The organism is Nocardioides ureilyticus, from assembly GCF_051280745.1.
In the GTDB taxonomy this organism is placed as follows: Bacteria; Actinomycetota; Actinomycetes; order Propionibacteriales; family Nocardioidaceae; genus Nocardioides.
This window is the reverse complement of sequence record NZ_JBNCOG010000005.1, coordinates 97,319-113,469: the sequence shown is the minus strand read 5'-3', so window position 1 is coordinate 113,469 and position 16,151 is coordinate 97,319. Positions and strand designations below refer to the sequence as shown.

Below are 16,151 nucleotides of genomic sequence, written 5' to 3'. Positions count from 1 at the left end.
GACGAGGAACGGGGCACCGGGCCGCCGTGCTGGCCGTCTACGCAGAGCGCTTCGCTCCCGACGACCCCCTGTCCGCACTCGTGGTGGGCGAGCGGCCGGTGCCCTCGGTCCCCGAGGGCTGGGCGGCGGTCACGGTGCGGGCCGCCGCGCTCAACCACCACGACCTCTGGACCCTGCGAGGCGTCGGCATCAAGGCCGAGGCGCTGCCGATGATCCTCGGCTGCGACGCGGCGGGGGTGGACGAGGACGGCAACGAGGTCGTCGTCCACGCGGTGATCGGCGACCCCGGCGCAGCCGACGACGAGACGCTCGACCCTCGGCGCGCGATCCTCTCCGAGCGGCACCAGGGCACCTTCGCCGAGACCGTGGTCGTGCCCCGGCGCAACCTGGTGCCGAAGCCGGCCTCGATGTCGTTCGAGGAGGCCGCCTGCCTGCCGTCGGCCTGGCTCACGGCGTACCGGATGCTCTTCACGCGGGGCCGCCTCGCGCCCGGGCAGACGGTGCTGGTCCAGGGAGCCGGCGGCGGCGTCGCCACGGCGTTGGTCGTGCTCGCCCGGGCGGCGGGGCTCCGGGTGCTGGCGACCAGCCGGGACGAGGCCAAGCGGCAGCGGGCCCTCGAGCTCGGCGCCCACGAGGTGTACGCCGCGGGGGAGCGGCTGCCGGTCAAGGTGGACGCGGTCATGGAGACGGTCGGCCGGGCGACCTGGTCGCACTCCATCCGCTCGTTGCGCCCCGGCGGTGCGATCGTCATCTCCGGGACCACGTCCGGCGCGCAGCCCGACGACGCCGAGCTGACCCGGATCTTCTACAAGCAGCTGCAGGTGGTCGGCTCGACGATGGGCACCCGGCACGAGCTGGCGGCCCTGGTGACGATGCTGGACGCGACCGGCGCCCGGCCGCTGGTCGACCGCGTCCTGCCGCTGACCGAGGCACGGACCGGCTTCGAGGCGATGGCCGGGGGAGAGCTCTTCGGCAAGGTGGTGTTCACGCTGTGACGACGACTGGGACGACGACTGCGACGACTGCGACGACTGCGGCGACTGCGGCGACGACCCGACGCACGCATCTGGTCACCGGCGCGGGCTCCGGCATCGGCGCCGGGCTCGCGACCGCACTGCACGCCCGTGGCGACCACCTGGTGCTGGTCGCCCGCCATGAGGAGCGCGCCGCGGAGCTGGCCCGCGCCTTCGACGGAGCCACCGTCCTCGTCGCCGACCTCGCCGACCCGGCGGTCGTCGAGTCGCTCGCGCTGCCCGACCGCCTCGACTCGGTCGTGCACGCCGCCGGCGTCGTGGAGCTCGGCGCCGTGGCCGACCTCTCCGTGACGGCCTGGCAGGACCAGCTCACCGTCAACCTCGTGGCCCCCGCCGCGCTCACCCGGTGCGCCCTGCCGGCGCTCCGCGCGGCCGGGGGGACCGTGGTCTTCGTCAACTCCGGCGCGGGCAAGGTCGCCAAGCCCGACTGGGCGGCGTACGCCGCGTCGAAGTTCGGCCTCCGTGCCCTCGCCGACGCGCTGCGGGCCGAGGAGGCCGCCCACGGCGTGCGGGTGACGTCGGTCTTCCCCGGGCGCACCGCGACGCCGATGCAGGAGACGGTCCACGCCCAGGAGGGCAAGGAGTACGACCCCGCCGCGTGGGTACAGCCGGAGACGGTCGTCGACCTTTTGCTGCACGTCCTCGACCTGCCCGGGGACGCCGTGCTGCCCGAGGTCGCCGTCCAGCCGAGGTGACCACGAGCGCCGGCTCGGGCCGCGCTCGGTGTGAGCCGGCCCGCACCGTCCGCCGGAATGATCGGGACCGAAGGAGCGCTGAGCCGCACGTGACCCACGCACGTACGCACTCCTCCCGTCTCCTGCTCACCACCGCCCTCGCCTCGGCGGCGCTCGCGCTCGCCGGCTGCGGCGGGTCCGGTGGCGCCTCCGGCAGCGACTCCGGGTCGCCGGCCGCCGGGTCCTCCCTGGAGCAGGTCCAGGAGGAGGGCGTGATCACGGTCGGGACCGAGGGCACCTACCGCCCGTTCACCTTCCACGAGGGTGGCAGCGGCGACCTGACCGGCTACGACGTCGAGGTGATGGAGGCGGTCGCCGAGGAGCTCGGCGTCGAGGTGGAGTTCGAGGAGACCCAGTGGGACGCGATCTTCGCGGGCCTGCAGGCGGGCCGCTTCGACGTGATCGCCAACCAGGTCTCGATCACCCCCGAGCGCGAGGAGGAGTACGCCTTCTCCCAGCCCTACACCGTCAGCCCGGGCGTCGTCGTGGTCAACGAGGGCGACGACAGCATCGACTCCTTCGACGACCTGGCCGGCAAGACCACCGCCCAGTCCCTCACCAGCAACTGGTACGAGCTGGCGAAGGAGAGCGGCGCGGACATCGAGAACGTCGAGGGCTGGGCGCAGGCGGTCACGCTGCTCCAGCAGGGGCGGGTCGACGCCACCATCAACGACAAGCTGACCTTCCTCGACTGGGAGCAGACCGAGGGCGACACCGGGCTGGAGATCGCGGCCGAGACCGAGGACGAGGCGCGCAACGCCTTCGCCTTCCGCCAGGGCAGCGACGAGCTGGTGGCCGCAGTGGACGAGGCGCTGGAGACGCTGCGCGAGGACGGCACGCTCGCCGAGATCTCCGAGAAGTACTTCGGCGACGACGTCTCGCGCTGACCTGACGGGCTGACGCGATGGACTGGGAGCTCGTCCGCACGTCCCTGTGGCCCCTGGTCCGCGGGGCGCTGCTCGGGACGATCCCCCTCTCCCTCGCGTCGTTCGCCATCGGGCTGGTGCTGGCCCTCGTGGTCGCCCTGATGCGGTTGAGCCGGTCGAGGCTGCTCTCCGGGACCGGGCGGGCCTACGTGTCGGTGATCCGCGGGACGCCGCTGCTGGTCCAGCTCTTCGTGATCTTCTACGGGCTGCCCTCCGTCGGCGTCACGATCGACCCGTGGCCGAGCGCCATCGCGGCCTTCTCGCTCAACGTCGGCGGGTACGCCGCGGAGGTCATCCGCGCCGCGATCCTCTCGGTGCCGAAGGGCCAGTGGGAGGCGGCACACATGATCGGCATGTCGCGGCGGCTCGCGCTGCGTCGGATCATCCTCCCGCAGGCCGCGCGGGTCTCCGTGCCGCCGCTGTCGAACACGTTCATCAGCCTGGTCAAGGACACCTCGCTGGCCTCGCTCATCCTGGTGACCGAGCTCTTCCGCCAGGCCCAGGAGATCGCGGCCTTCAGCCAGGAGTTCCTGGTGCTGTACATGGAGGCGGCCGCGGTGTACTGGGTGCTCTGCCTGTTCCTGTCGTTCGGCCAGTCGGTCCTGGAGAGGAGGCTCGAACGTCATGTCGCCCGCTGAGTCGCCCGGTGAGTCGCCCGCCCCGGAGCTCCGGGGCAGTCGGGTCCTGACCGTCACGGGGCTCCGCAAGTCCTTCGGCGACCAGGTCGTCCTCCGCGGGATCGACCTCGCGGTCGGCCACGGCAAGGTCGTCGCGCTCGTCGGACCCTCCGGCTCGGGCAAGACGACCGTGCTGCGCTCGCTCAACGGCCTGGAGGTCCCCGACGCCGGGCGGATCGAGGTCGGCCGGGACGTGGACGTCGACTTCTCACGCCCCGTGGGGCGCCGCGAGATCGGCGCCCTGCGCGACTGCAGCGCGATGGTCTTCCAGCACTACAACCTCTTCCCGCACCTGACGGTCATCGAGAACGTCGTCGAGGGACCGGTGCGGGTCCGGGGCCGGGTACGAGCCGAGGCGGAGGAGGAGGCCCGCGGGCTGCTCGCCCGGGTCGGTCTGGCCGAACGCGCCGACGCCTACCCCTTCCAGCTCTCCGGCGGCCAGCAGCAGCGGGTCGGCATCGTCCGGGCGCTCGCCATGCGCCCGCGGCTGCTGCTCTTCGACGAGCCGACCTCGGCCTTGGACCCCGAGCTGGTCGGTGAGGTGCTCGCCGTCATCAAGGAGCTCTCCGAGGAGGGCTGGACGATGGTCATCGTGACCCACGAGCTCGCCTTCGCCCGCGAGGTCGCCGACGAGGTGGTCTTCATGGACCAGGGCGTCGTGGTCGAGCGTGGCGCTCCGGAGGTGGTCCTGGTCCGGCCCTCGCACGAGCGCACGCGGCAGTTCGTCCGACGTCTGCAGCAGCCCTGGTGACGGCCGGGTGACGATCGGGTGACGGTCGGGGCCCGACCCGGCCGCGAGGAGCGTCAGGGACGCGACTCCCAGTGCAGCGCACCGATCAGCACCATCCGCAGCTGGGTGCGGGCGGTCTCGGCCAGCTGCTTCTCGACGTCGGGCCGTGCCGCGGCCGTCAGGATCGCCTCCGCGGTCGCGACCATCGCCGTGACGATGAGGTTGGAGAGCACCCGCAGGTCCTCGCCCGACCACCGCTCCGTGCCGGGGAGCCTGGCGAGGTCGGTGGCCAGCTCACGCTCGCACAGCTCGATCTCGTGCCGGATCGCCTCACGGACGGCCGGCGGACCGGCCGCCCGCTCGCGAGCGATGAAGCGGAAGTGCTGGCGCTGCTGGTGGACGTGCTCCACGAGGATGCGCACCGAGTCGTCGACGATCTCGCTGAACCCGCGCACCGCTCCCTCGGAGCGGCGTACGTCGCGCAGCATCGCGCGCAGGGAGACGAAGGACTCGTCGACCAGCGCCAGGCCGAGCGCCTCGATCGACTCGAAGTGCCGGTAGAAGGCGGTCGGCACGATGCCGACCTCCTTGGCCACCTGCCGCAGGGAGAGCGCCACCAGGCTGCTGTCCTCGCACAGGTCGAGGGCGGCGTCGAGGATGGCTCGTCGGGTCCGCTGCTTGCGCTCGACCCGCGTCTCCGTCACCCCGTCATCGTAGCCTCCGTCACATCTGGGTGGACGTGTGTGCACGCTCACCCGGTGAGGGGTTGAGCGTCGCACGGGTTCCGGGCACAGTGATGAGTGCACAGTCGTTCACCCAGTGATCGCCTCCAGCGAAGGAGCCCGCGATGGGCCTCACCTCGACCATCCTCCGCAGCCGGGCCGTGGCCGCCCTGGCCTCGCCGCACGGCGTCGACCGGTACCTCGAGCAGGTCAACCCCATGTGGGCCGCCCACGAGGTCCGGGCCCGCGTCGTCGACGTCCACCGCGAGGTCGACGTGCCCGGCCACCCGCCGGTCGCGACGATCACCCTGCAACCGACCTCCACCTGGCGCGGCCACCGTGCGGGCCAGCACGTCCAGCTGGGGGTGGAGATCGACGGCGCCCGGCGGACGACGCGGGTGTTCACGATCTCCAGCCCGGACAGCCGCCCCGGTGACCGGTTCACGATCACCCTCCGCGCCAACCCGGACGCCCCCGAGGGGCGCGGTGTGAGCCGGTACCTCGCCGAGCACGCCCGGCCCGGGACCATGGTGCACCTCTCACAGGCGCAGGGGGAGTTCGTCCTTCCCGACGCCGTGCCCGAGCGGATCCTGTTCATCTCCGGCGGCTCGGGCATCACTCCGGTGATGTCGATGTTGCGGTCGCTGCAGCGGCGCACCCACCGCGGCCAGGTGACCTTCCTGCACTACGCCCGCAGTCCCGAGCACCAGATCTTCGCCGACGAGCTCGAGGAGGTCCGCCGGTCCGGTCACGGCGTCGACGTCCACCTGCTCCATCCCGAGCTCGGCGACCCGGCGCTCTCGCCGGCGTACCTCGAGCGGCTGGTGCCCGGCTATCGCGACGTGCCGACGTGGGCATGCGGACCGGCGCCGCTCATCGAGGCCGTCCAGCGCACGTACGCCTGTCCTGAGGAGGCGAGGGACGAGCCGTCTCGAGGGGGCGCCTCGCCCGTGCTGCGCCTGGAGTACTTCAAGCCGCCGCGGGCCGCCGGCACCGACGCCGCCGAGGGCGACGTCGTGTTCAGCCGCTCCGGCGCCAGCGGCGCGAACACCGGAGCCACCCTCCTCGACCAGGCCGAGGCGCTCGGCCTGAGGCCCGAGTCGGGGTGCCGGATGGGCATCTGCTTCTCCTGTGTCTCCCGCAAGAGCGAGGGCACGGTCCGCAACGTCCTGACCGGGGAGCAGTCCTCGCTGCCCGACGAGGACGTCCGCATCTGCGTCTCCGCCCCCGTCGGCGACTGCACCGTCGACCTCTGACCTCTGGTGGTCGAGGAGGTCGCGCAGCGACCGTCTCGAGACCACACCCCCGCTACGAAAGGACCACCATGACCACCGCCGCGAACCCCGAACGCACCGAGGCCCCGCAGGACACGCCCGCGATCTTCGGTCGGCTCACCCCCGAGCAGCTCGAGGCGTTCGGCGAGGAGATGGACGCCCTCCGTCAGCGCGTGCTGGCCGACCTCGGTGAGGCCGACGCGGCGTACATCCGGGACGTGGTGAAGGCGCAGCGCGCCTTCGAGGTCGCCGGCCGCGCGCTGTTCTACCTGCCGCCCGCGTGGCCGCTCGCCGTCGCCGCCCTGAGCGTCTCCAAGATCCTGGACAACATGGAGATCGGGCACAACGTCATGCACGGCCAGTACGACTGGATGGGCGACCCCGGCCTCAACTCGCGGATGTACGAGTGGGACAACGTCTGCCCGAGCGAGCAGTGGAAGTACAGCCACAACTACATCCACCACACCTACACGAACATCCTCGGCAAGGACCGCGACATCGGCTACGGCGTCCTGAGGATGGACGAGGACCAGCCGTGGCACCCCTACTACCTCGGCAACCCGCTCTACGCCTTCCTGCTGATGGTCTTCTTCGAGTGGGGCGTGGCCATGCACGACCTCGAGGTCGAGAACCTCGTGGCCGGCAAGCGGAAGCTCTCGGAGAACAAGAAGCTCCACGCCGGGATCATGCGCAAGGTCAAGCGGCAGGCGGTCAAGGACTACCTCCTCTTCCCGGCGCTCACGGGGCCGCTGTTCCCGTTGACCTTCGCGGGGAACGCGACTGCGAACCTCGTCCGGAACGTGTGGGCCTTCAACATCATCTTCTGCGGCCACTTCCCGGCCGGGGTCGCCACCTTCTCCCAGGAGGAGTGCGAGGACGAGAGCCGCGGCCAGTGGTACTTCCGCCAGCTCCTCGGGTCGGCCAACATCACCGGCGGCAAGCTCTTCCACGTGATGACGGGCAACCTCAGCCACCAGATCGAGCACCACCTCTTCCCCGACCTCCCGGCCCGCCGCTACCCGGAGCTGGCCGAGGAGGTCCGCGGGGTCTGCGAGCGCTACGACCTGCCGTACAACACCGGGCCGCTGGGCAAGCAGCTGTTCAGCGTGGCGAAGAAGATCTGCCGCTTCGCCCTGCCGGACCGCAAGGCGTCGTCGCCCACGGAGACGACGGAGTCCGGTACCGGTCTGGCCGCCTGAGGGCGGACCGCCCACACTGGTGCCATGAGCGACCACCTCAGCAAGGCCGAGATCCGCAAGGACGCCCTGCAGGGCGCGGTGGAAGCGACGGCGACCACGGTGGGCGAGGTCGCCACGATCCTCACCCGGGCCGTCCGCGACGTCGCGGGAGCGCTCGGCGGGCTGGCGACCGAGGCCTTCGAGCTCCGCGACGCCGCCCGCCGGGCCGCCGCCGAGCACGAGGACCGGGCGCTGCCGCCCGCCGACCGGTCCGAGGGGCCGTCCGGCGACTGAGGCGTTCCGACGGACCGTCAGCCGAGCTCGCGCACCAGCCTCTGCGGCGCACACGTCCGCCAGCTCTCGGTCACCAGCTCGGCGACCTCGCCCCAGTCCGGTCGGTGACCGGAGCCGTCGTCGAGCACGAGCCCCACGACCGGCTCCGACCACGGCACCGACCAGAACGGCCAGCCGGCGTGGGTGAGCGCGAGCAGCTCCTCGCCCGACGAGCGGAACGTCAGCACCGTGGCGGGCAGCGGACCACCCACCGCCTCGACGTACGACGACGCGTAGCCCTCCTCGGCGACCAGGACGTGCGCGAAGGTCCGCCCTCGGACCCGCCAGCGGACGCCGGTCCAGGCGTCCTCCTCCACGGCTCCGGGCAGGGCGGCCGCGGCCGCCGACAGCCGAGCCACCACGTCGGGCGCCGGCTGCAGGCGCTCGCGACGCCGCGCTGGACGGGTGGGCACGGCCAGGCTCAGCCGAACGACATCCGGAAGGCCCGCATCCGGAACGACGCGAGCGCACGGCGGCCGGCGAGCCACCCCAGCGGCCCGTCGGCGTCGAACTCCCATGCACCCCAGCACGGCATCGCCTGGGCGCTGCCCTGCAGCACGGCGCTGCGGTCCTGGCCGCCGGTGTCCTCGATGCCGGGCTGCCAGGTGCTGCCCTTGAACGGCACACGCGGCGCGAGCCGGGCGCCATCGGTGAAGCGGGCGCTGGCGACGGGCTGGCCGTCGAGGGTCGCCGCCCACTCGGTCCGTGCGAACGGTCCCCGGCGCTCGGACTCCAGGCGGAAGTCGCACAGGCCCTTCGGGATGGCCCAGAGCTCCCGCCCGCCGGCCACCGAGGCGGCGGAGTCGACCCAGATGTCACAGATGCTGACGCGGCGCCCGCGGCCGGCGGGGTTCGGCACCGGCCGGGCGACGAGCAGCTCGGAGTAGGTGAGCGGGCTGGGCTCCTCGTAGGAGACGAACGCCGCTCCGTACACGCCGGCCGGTCGCAGGTCGTCGACCGGCTCGGGCACCCGGAAGAGCGACAGGAAGAGCTGCCCGGCCATCTGCCACGGCGCCTCCGGGTACGACGGGGCGCCGGCGGGGGAGGACGAGGTGGATGACGTCTCGGTCATCCCCTCATCCTCGCCTCAGTCCTCGGGATCGTCCAGCCTCGCCAACCACGTGGCGAGACGCTCCACGGCGGTCTCGAACTCCGGGTGTGTGTCCGTGAACGCCTGCAGCTGCTCGGCCAGCCACGCCAGGGTGACCTCCTCGTCACCCCGGCGCCGCTCGAGCTCCTCGATGCCTCGGTCGGTGAAGTACACGGCCGGTTACGCGAAGGCCTGGCCGAGCAGCTCCTTCTGCTCCGCCTGGTGCCGCTTGACGGTGCCCACGGCCGGCGACGACGACTCCGGTCGGGTCACGGCGACCACCTCGGCGTCGACGTGCGGCCAGACGTTGAGCTGGTAGTGCGGCCACGGGCCCATGTTGCGCGGCTCGTCCTGCACCCAGCGCACCTGCCGCAGGTGCGGGTAGCGGGCGATCTCGGCCTTGATGTCGTCGATCGGGCGCGGGTAGAGCTGCTCCACCCGCCCGATCGCGAACCGCTCGCCCTGCTCCTGCTTGGCCCGCTCGACCATGAGGTCCCAGGTCACGCGGCCCGAGCAGAGCAGCAGCGTGTCGACCTTGTCCGGGTCCGCCGTGGCGTCACCGATGAAGGGGCGGAAGGTCCCCTCGGTGAACTCCGAGGGCTGCGAGGCAGCCTCCTTCCGCTTCAGCATCGACTTCGGCGTGAAGACGATGAGCGGGCGGTGCCGCTCGCCCAGCGAGTGCTGACGGAGCAGGTGGAAGTACGACGCCGGGCTGCTCGGCTGCGCGACCACGAAGGCCTCGTCGGCCGCCATGGTGAGGAACCGCTCGATGCGCGCCGAGGAGTGGTCGGCCCCCTGGCCCTCGTAGCCGTGGGGCAGCAGCAGCACCACGCCGGACTGCTGGCGCCACTTGCTCTCGCCCGCGGTGATGAACTCGTCGATCACGATCTGGGCGCCGTTGACGAAGTCGCCGAACTGCGCCTCCCAGAGGACCAGCGCCTCCGGCCGCGCCACCGAGTAGCCGTACTCGAAGCCGAGCGCGGCGTACTCGGACAGCAGCGAGTCGTAGACGTGGAACTTCGCCTGGTCCTCGGTGAGCGAGGACAGCGGGGTCCACTCGTCGGCGTTGGTGCGGTCGATGATCGTGGCGAACCGCTGCACGAAGGTGCCGCGGCGGGAGTCCTGGCCGGCGAGCCGGACCGGACGACCGTCCATCAGCAGTGAGCCGAAGGCGAGGATCTCGCCGGTGCCCCAGTCGATGGGCCCGTCGGTGATGGCCTGCGCGCGTCGCTGCAGCTGCGGCATCACCTTCGGGTGCACGGTGAAGCCGTTCGGCGGGGTGACGTAGGCGTCGGAGATCCGCTTGAGCACCTCCGGGGCGATCGCCGTCCGCGCCTCCCCGGCGGGCTTGTCCGGGTAGTCGGGCACGGTGGTCCACTCCGAGGGTTGCGTGCTCGCCTCGCGCACCTCGGTGAAGACCCGCTCCAGCTGCTGCTGGTAGTCGCGCAGGACCTGCTCGGCCTCCTCGATCGTGATGTCGCCACGACCGATGAGGGACTCGGTGTAGAGCTTGCGCACCGAGCGCTTCTGCTCGATCAGGTCGTACATCAGCGGCTGGGTGTACGACGGGTCGTCGCCCTCGTTGTGGCCGCGCCGGCGGTAGCAGACCAGGTCGATCACGACGTCCTTGTTGAACGCCTGCCGGTACTCGAACGCGAGCCGGGCGACCCGGATGCACGCCTCCGGGTCGTCACCGTTGACGTGGAAGATCGGCGCCTGGACCATCCGGGCCACGTCGGTCGCGTAGAGCGAGGAGCGCGACGAGCCGGGGGAGGTGGTGAAGCCGACCTGGTTGTTGACGACCAGGTGGATCGTCCCGCCCGTGCGGTAGCCACGCAGCTGGGAGAGGTTGAGGGTCTCCGCCACGACGCCCTGGCCGGCGAAGGCGGCGTCGCCGTGGACCAGCAGCGGCAGGACCGGGTAGTCGGGTCCGCGGTCGAGCACGTCCTGCTTGGCGCGGGCGATGCCCTCGAGCACCGGGTCGACGGCCTCGAGGTGCGAGGGGTTCGCGGCGACCGAGACCTTGATCTTGTCGCCGGACCCGGCCTCGAACTCGCCCTCGGCGCCGAGGTGGTACTTCACGTCGCCGGAGCCCTGCACGGTGCGGGGGTCGATGTTGCCCTCGAACTCGCGGAAGATCTGGGAGTACTTCTTGCCCACGATGTTGGCGAGCACGTTGAGCCGGCCGCGGTGGGCCATGCCGATGCAGACCTCGTCGAGCGAGGCCTCGGCCGCCGCCTCGCAGATCTCGTCGACCACCGGGATGGTCGTCTCGCCGCCCTCGAGGCTGAACCGCTTCTGGCCGACGAACTTCGTCTGCAGGAAGGTCTCGAACGCCTCGGCCTGGTTGAGCTTCAGCAGGATCCGCAGCTGCTCCTCGCGCGGCGGCTTGCTGTGCGGCTGCTCGATCCGCTCCTGCAGCCAGCGACGCTGCTCGGGATCCATGATGTGCATGTACTCGATGCCGGTGGTGCGGCAGTAGGAGTCACGCAGGATGCCGAGGATCTCGCGCAGCCGCATGAACCGGCGGCCGGCGCCACCGAAGGAGCCGGTCGCGAACTCGCGGTCCAGGTCCCACAGGGTCAGCCCGTGGGTCTCGATCTCGAGGTCGGGGTGCGAGCGCTGGCGGTACTCCAGGGGGTCGGTGTCGGCCATCAGGTGGCCGCGCACGCGGTAGGCGTGGATCAGCTCGAGGATCCGCGCCTGCTTGCTGATCTCGTCGTCGTGGTTGGTCGCGATGTCGTTGGACCAGCGGATCGGCTCGTAGGGGATCCGCAGCGACCGGAAGATCTCGTCGTAGAAGCCGTCCTGGCCCAGCAGCAGCTGGTGCATCCGCTTGAGGAACTCGCCGGACTGCGCGCCCTGGATGACTCGGTGGTCGTAGGTCGAGGTCAGCGTCATGACCTTGCTGATCGCGTTGCGGGCGATCGCCTCGGCCGACGCGCCCTGCCACTCGGGCGGGTACTCCATCGCGCCGACGCCGATGATGGCGCCCTGACCCTTCATCAGGCGGGGGACGGAGTGGCTCGTGCCGATGCCGCCGGGGTTGGTCAGCGAGATCGAGGTGCCCTGGAAGTCCGCGACGGTCAGCTTGCCGTCGCGCGCCTTGCGCACGATGTCCTCGTAGGCGGTCCAGAAGGCGGCGAAGTCCATCCCCTCGGCCGCCTTGATGCTCGGGACGAGCAGCTGGCGCGAGCCGTCCGGCTTCGGCACGTCGATGGCCAGGCCGAGGTTGACGTGCGCCGGGGTGATCAGGTTCGGCTTGCCGTCGACGACGTCGAAGCCGTTGTTCATCTCCGGCATCGAGGTGACGGCCTTGACCAGTGCGTAGCCGATCAGGTGGGTGAACGACACCTTGCCGCCGCGGGCCCGCGCGAGGTGGTTGTTGATGACCGTGCGGTTGTCCCACAGCAGCTTCACCGGGACGTCGCGGACCGACGTCGCCGTGGGGACGGTCAGCGACTCGTCCATGTTCTTCGCCGTCCGGGCGGTGGCGCCACGGAGCACGGTGTACGACGGCTCGTCGTCGGCCGCCGCGGGATCCGCCGGTCGGGAGTCCTTGGGGATCGGCTGGCTGGTGCCCTTGGCCGGCTCGGCCGCCTTGCTCTCCGGCCGCGGCTTCGCCTGCGGCGCCGGCGTGCCCTCGGCGGCGGGCCCGGAGTCCCGGTCGGCCTTGCGCTCGGTCTTCGGCGCTGCCTTCGACTCAGGCTTCGACTCAGGCTTCGACTCAGCCTTCGACTCGGGCGCCTTGGCCGTCCGGCCCTCGCCCTGCTGGGTCGCCTTCGCCTGGGTCGCCTTCGCCTGGGTCGTCCCGCCCTGCTCGCGCGAGGAGCCGCCGTTCGAGGATCCGTTCGAGGAGCCGTTCTCGCCGCTCTCGAAGTAGCGGGCCCAGGTGGGCGAGACGCTTCCGGGGTCCTTCTCGTACTGCTCGTGCATCTCCTCGACGAGCCACTCGTTGGCTCCGAAGTCAGCGGGTGGTTCCGGGACGGAGGTTGCCTCGGAGGAACGGTTGCCAGAGGACTGCGGCACGACTTGCTTCGCCTCTTCCCAGGTGAGCGCGCGGGGATGGGTGTCGGGGGTCAAGGCTAGTCCCCCCACGAAGCAAATGCCCGGCGCGGGGCGCCGATGGAACGGGTATGACGCGATGCACACTGGCGTCGGCTCGCGTGCGCCCGCCCTCGCGGGTGAGCATGACCCGCACGCGCACGGTGGCAGGGGTGGCCGGGGTGGCGCGGCGGACCGGTGAGGACGAGGGGGGACGGGCATGTCGACGCAACCGTCCGGGCGCGCGCGCTCGGCGCGGCGCGAGCCGGTGGGCCGGTCGAGCGCCGCGGTGGGAGCGGTGCTCGCGCTGCTCCTCGTCGTGGGCTGCAGCGGCGCGGGGGAGGGCGGCGACGCGGGTCCCGGTCGGCTCGAGGCGCCGCCCGGCTCCCTGCCCACGACCACGACGATCAGGACCGTGCAGGGCAAGCTGCCGGCCGACCGCCGTGGCCCGCTCAAGCGGAGCGTCACGGCCACCGTCGACCGCTGGCTCGACGCGGCGTACGTCGGGGGTGACTACCCCCGGGCCGGTGGCTTCCGCAAGGCCTTCCCGGGCTTCAGCAGCGGCGCCAAGGCCGAGGCACGACGGGACCTGCGGCTGATGACGAACGTCGGCATCGCCCAGCGCGTCCGGAAGGTCGTGGTCCGTCGGCGCGACGTCCGCCTCGACGTGCTCGCGACGCGGGGGCGTGCGTCGGCGGTGACCGCGGCCGTCGACCTGGTCTTCCAGACCCGCGGGCAGGTCTCCCGGCGCGACCGCGTCCGCGGCCGCCTCCACCTGACCTGGCGCAACGGTGGCTGGCAGGTCTTCGGCTACGACATGGCCCGGGGGAGCTCCCGATGACCCGCCGTTCCCGTTCCCGGATGGCCCGCGCGGGGCGCACGGCGCTGCTCGCGGGCGTCCTCGCCGTCGGCGGCCTGGTCGTCCCCGACGCGGAGGTCCACCCCACCGACGTCGAGCTGGTCAAGGTACGCCGCGCCGACGGCGTCGCGGTCGCGGACAGAGACGTCCTGTGGGTCCTCGCCGTCGGGTCGGACGCCCGCCCGGGCCAGCCGATGCTCCGCTCCCGGGGTGACGCCATCCAGCTGGTCGGCCTGAACACCCGCACGGGCTCGGCCGTGGCGATCGGGGTGCCGCGCGACTCCTGGGTGCCCATCCCCGGGTACGGCTACGGGCGGGTCAACGCGGCGCTCACCTACGGTGGGCCGGACCTGATGGGGCGCACGGTCGGTGCGCTCGTCGGAGTCCAGCCGCAGTACGTCATGGTCACGAGGTTCCCGTTCTTCGAGGACCTCGTGGACGGGATCGGCGGCATCCACGTGACCAACCCGCGCCCGTTCTCCGACGCCGATCTCAAGCCCCGCGGCTTCGCCGCCGGGCGGATCAAGCTGGACGGGTACGGCGCGATGGCGTTCGCCCGGGTGCGCAAGACCCTGGCCGGCGGTGACTTCGCCCGCTCGGCGAACCAGCAGCGTGTCCTGCGGGGGATCCAGCAGACGGTGCGGGCCCGCGCCGAGGAGCCCGGCTTCCTCCAGCGCGGGGTGCTCAGCGTCCTCCAGCACCTGCACACCGACCTGCCCCCCGGCGAGCTGTACCGGCTGGCCGTCGCGCTCGCCCACGTGCAGCCGGCGAAGGTCACCACGTGCGTGGTGCAGGGCACCATCGGCAACGTCAAGGGCGCCTCGATCGTGCGCCCGTTCGTCGCGCAGGCGCGGCGCTGGGGCGCGGGCGCGCGGGCCGACGCGCACCTGCGCGGCTGCTGAGACCCTGCGGACGACAGAACGGGCCGGCCCCCCAGGAGCCGGCCCGTTCTGCGTGCAGGTGTCGTCAGGTGGTGCGGTGACTGCCGCGGTGACTGGTGCGGCGCGACGCCTCGGTCAGCGGGCGAAGATCCGGCCGGCCGAGGTGGCCAGGTCCAGGATGCCGATGTTCGCCAGCTTCAGCGCCAGCCCGTCGACGCCCACGCCGTACCGGTTGCTCTGGATGAGCTTCTTGAGCTGCAGCAGGTTGCCGTCACCCAGGTCGTGGCTCTGGCCGGGGCTCAGGCTGATCGGCTGGCCCTTGTGCAGGATCTGCAGGTAGTCGGTCTCGACCTGTCGCTTGACCCGCGAGGTGTGCGCCGGGCGGCGGAGCTTGACCAGGGAGGACAGGCCCTTGATCTCCAGGTCGAGGCTGGGGACGCGGACGGCGCCGAGCGTGGTGCCGATGAGCGCCTTCGCGCCACCGTTGCTGAGGTGGTCGCCCATGTACTTGTAGGTCACGCCGTCGACCTCGACGAGGCCGCCGGCGAGGCTGAAGTCACCGGCCTTCTTGGTGACGACCCGGCCGTTGGTGCCGTCGCACGGGATGGCGCGCTGGCCGAGGTTGCCGAGGTTCACCAGCGGCAGGTCGCCGAGCAGGTTCGCGCCGGTGGCCGTGCCGCGGAAGACACCGGCCGGGCCGGCCTCGCCGAGGTAGGTCCGGGCGCGGCCGAGCTGGAGGCTGGTCGGCTGGCCGGCCACCTCCTCGAACAGCGAGATCTTCAAGGCGTAGGCCTCCGAGATGGCACGGTCCTTGCCGGCCTGGCCCTTGGTGAAGCCGAGGCCGATCTCGCCCAGGCCCGGGATGACGATCGTGTCGCCGAGGCCCATGCGGACGATCTCGAGGATGGTGGTGAGCAGCTGGTTGACCGTCACCTCGAGGACGTCGACGACCTTGGTGAGGCCGAGGGTGTCGAGGAGGACCTCGAGGGTGTCCGAGATCGGGTTGTCCTGGGTGAGGTCGATCTCGAGGCCGTCGAAGCCGAAGGACTGCTTGGTGCCGTACTTGCCGCCCTGGTTGAAGGCATCGGCGACCGAGGTGAGGCCCTTGATGCTGATCTTCGGAAGCGGGCCGACGCCCGGGAGCTCGCCGCCGCCGACCTCGATCGCGCCGATCGTGGAGATGCCGCGGACACCGGTGCGGTCGCCCAGGCGGTAGGTCTCGCTGCTCTGCTCGGTGAGCGAGATGTCGATGAGGCCCTCGGGCACGATCTCGTCGGGGATCGAGACGATCGACTCGCGGTTGACCGAGCGGCCGGCGAGCGCGGTGCACCGCTGCTGGGCGTAGCCGTCCTTCAGGCCGCGGAGCTCCACGCCGCCGAGGAGGACCTTGGTGCCGAACACGTCGGCCTTGTAGGCGAAGCCGGTGCGCTCGAGCTTGCCGCTCGACGTCAGCTGGTTCGCGCGGGCGGAGGGCTGCGGAGCCGGGTCCGCGGTCGCGGTGGGGGTGGCGACGAGAGCGCCGGCCATGCCGACGGCGCTCACCGCGGTGGCGGCGATCGCCCTGCTGAAGGACTTCTTCACGGTTCCTACTTCCGTAGCGTGCGCCGCTCGACCCTCCCCGGCCGAGCGACGTCGGTATCCAGTGGTCCGGACCCGGGGGTCCGAGGCT

At 71.8% G+C, this 16,151-nt stretch carries 16 protein-coding genes; 10 read left to right on the top strand and 6 right to left on the bottom strand.

Going from position 1 to position 16,151, the window contains the following annotated elements:
- Positions 1-26 precede the first annotated feature (26 nt).
- The 5 genes from ACSMHG_RS04490 to ACSMHG_RS04470 all read left to right on the top strand — a co-directional run bounded on the left by ACSMHG_RS04490 (position 27) and on the right by ACSMHG_RS04470 (position 4,122).
- Positions 27-995, top strand: coding sequence for a zinc-binding dehydrogenase (locus ACSMHG_RS04490; protein WP_435742216.1), 969 nt, complete (start codon positions 27-29; stop codon positions 993-995).
- Positions 992-1,729, top strand: a complete 738-nt coding sequence (locus tag ACSMHG_RS04485; protein WP_435742215.1) for an SDR family oxidoreductase — start codon at positions 992-994, stop codon at positions 1,727-1,729. Before ACSMHG_RS04490 ends, ACSMHG_RS04485 begins: the two co-directional genes overlap by 4 nt.
- 89 nt (positions 1,730-1,818) lie before the next feature.
- Positions 1,819-2,655 carry an amino acid ABC transporter substrate-binding protein gene (locus ACSMHG_RS04480; RefSeq protein ID WP_435742214.1) on the top strand — a complete coding sequence of 279 codons (837 nt, stop codon included), beginning with the start codon at positions 1,819-1,821 and terminating at the stop codon, positions 2,653-2,655.
- A gap of 17 nt (positions 2,656-2,672) precedes the next feature.
- Positions 2,673-3,332: an amino acid ABC transporter permease gene (locus ACSMHG_RS04475; protein WP_435742213.1), complete on the top strand. Its 660-nt coding sequence runs from the start codon at positions 2,673-2,675 to the stop codon at positions 3,330-3,332.
- Positions 3,319-4,122 carry an amino acid ABC transporter ATP-binding protein gene (locus ACSMHG_RS04470; RefSeq protein ID WP_435742212.1) on the top strand — a complete coding sequence of 268 codons (804 nt, stop codon included), beginning with the start codon at positions 3,319-3,321 and terminating at the stop codon, positions 4,120-4,122. The genes ACSMHG_RS04475 and ACSMHG_RS04470 overlap by 14 nt, the downstream gene beginning before the upstream one ends.
- A 53-nt stretch (positions 4,123-4,175) precedes the next feature.
- Here ACSMHG_RS04470 and ACSMHG_RS04465 read toward each other — a convergent pair whose 3' ends face one another.
- The gene (locus ACSMHG_RS04465) at positions 4,176-4,805 is read right to left on the bottom strand and encodes a TetR family transcriptional regulator (RefSeq protein WP_435742211.1); all 630 of its coding nucleotides are present in this window, start codon (positions 4,803-4,805) and stop codon (positions 4,176-4,178) included.
- Between the two features lie 143 nt (positions 4,806-4,948).
- On the opposite strand from ACSMHG_RS04465, the gene ACSMHG_RS04460 reads away from it, so the two are divergent.
- The 3 genes from ACSMHG_RS04460 to ACSMHG_RS04450 all read left to right on the top strand — a co-directional run bounded on the left by ACSMHG_RS04460 (position 4,949) and on the right by ACSMHG_RS04450 (position 7,569).
- Complete coding sequence (locus tag ACSMHG_RS04460) at positions 4,949-6,079, top strand: ferredoxin reductase (protein WP_435742209.1); 1,131 nt, start codon at positions 4,949-4,951, stop codon at positions 6,077-6,079.
- A 68-nt stretch (positions 6,080-6,147) separates the two neighbouring features.
- Positions 6,148-7,296 (top strand): fatty acid desaturase family protein, encoded by a 1,149-nt coding sequence (locus ACSMHG_RS04455; protein ID WP_435742208.1) that lies wholly within the window; start codon positions 6,148-6,150, stop codon positions 7,294-7,296.
- 24 nt (positions 7,297-7,320) lie between these two features.
- Positions 7,321-7,569 (top strand): hypothetical protein, encoded by a 249-nt coding sequence (locus ACSMHG_RS04450; RefSeq protein WP_435742206.1) that lies wholly within the window; start codon positions 7,321-7,323, stop codon positions 7,567-7,569.
- A gap of 17 nt (positions 7,570-7,586) precedes the next feature.
- On the opposite strand, the gene ACSMHG_RS04445 is transcribed toward ACSMHG_RS04450, so the two are convergent.
- Genes ACSMHG_RS04445 through ACSMHG_RS04430 form a run of 4 tightly spaced genes read right to left on the bottom strand, consistent with a single transcriptional unit; the run spans position 7,587 to position 12,634 of the window.
- Complete coding sequence (locus ACSMHG_RS04445) at positions 7,587-8,021, bottom strand: MmcQ/YjbR family DNA-binding protein (RefSeq protein ID WP_435742205.1); 435 nt, start codon at positions 8,019-8,021, stop codon at positions 7,587-7,589.
- A gap of 8 nt (positions 8,022-8,029) precedes the next feature.
- The gene (locus ACSMHG_RS04440) at positions 8,030-8,680 is read right to left on the bottom strand and encodes an acetoacetate decarboxylase family protein (RefSeq protein WP_435742204.1); all 651 of its coding nucleotides are present in this window, start codon (positions 8,678-8,680) and stop codon (positions 8,030-8,032) included.
- 15 nt (positions 8,681-8,695) lie between these two features.
- A complete protein-coding gene (locus ACSMHG_RS04435; protein WP_435742203.1) occupies positions 8,696-8,872 on the bottom strand; it encodes a DUF6104 family protein in 177 nt (58 codons plus the stop codon).
- Between the two features lie 6 nt (positions 8,873-8,878).
- On the bottom strand, positions 8,879-12,634 hold the full coding sequence (locus tag ACSMHG_RS04430) for a multifunctional oxoglutarate decarboxylase/oxoglutarate dehydrogenase thiamine pyrophosphate-binding subunit/dihydrolipoyllysine-residue succinyltransferase subunit (protein ID WP_435742202.1): 3,756 nt from the start codon (positions 12,632-12,634) through the stop codon (positions 8,879-8,881).
- 328 nt (positions 12,635-12,962) lie between these two features.
- Between ACSMHG_RS04430 and ACSMHG_RS04425 the strand changes: the two genes are divergently transcribed.
- On the top strand, positions 12,963-13,583 hold the full coding sequence (locus tag ACSMHG_RS04425; protein ID WP_435742201.1) for a hypothetical protein: 621 nt from the start codon (positions 12,963-12,965) through the stop codon (positions 13,581-13,583).
- Complete coding sequence (locus ACSMHG_RS04420) at positions 13,580-14,503, top strand: LCP family protein (protein WP_435742200.1); 924 nt, start codon at positions 13,580-13,582, stop codon at positions 14,501-14,503. The genes ACSMHG_RS04425 and ACSMHG_RS04420 overlap by 4 nt, the downstream gene beginning before the upstream one ends.
- Before the next feature lie 114 nt (positions 14,504-14,617).
- Here the strand turns inward: ACSMHG_RS04420 and ACSMHG_RS04415 are convergent, their stop codons facing one another.
- Complete coding sequence (locus ACSMHG_RS04415; protein ID WP_435742199.1) at positions 14,618-16,063, bottom strand: hypothetical protein; 1,446 nt, start codon at positions 16,061-16,063, stop codon at positions 14,618-14,620.
- Positions 16,064-16,151 lie beyond the last annotated feature (88 nt).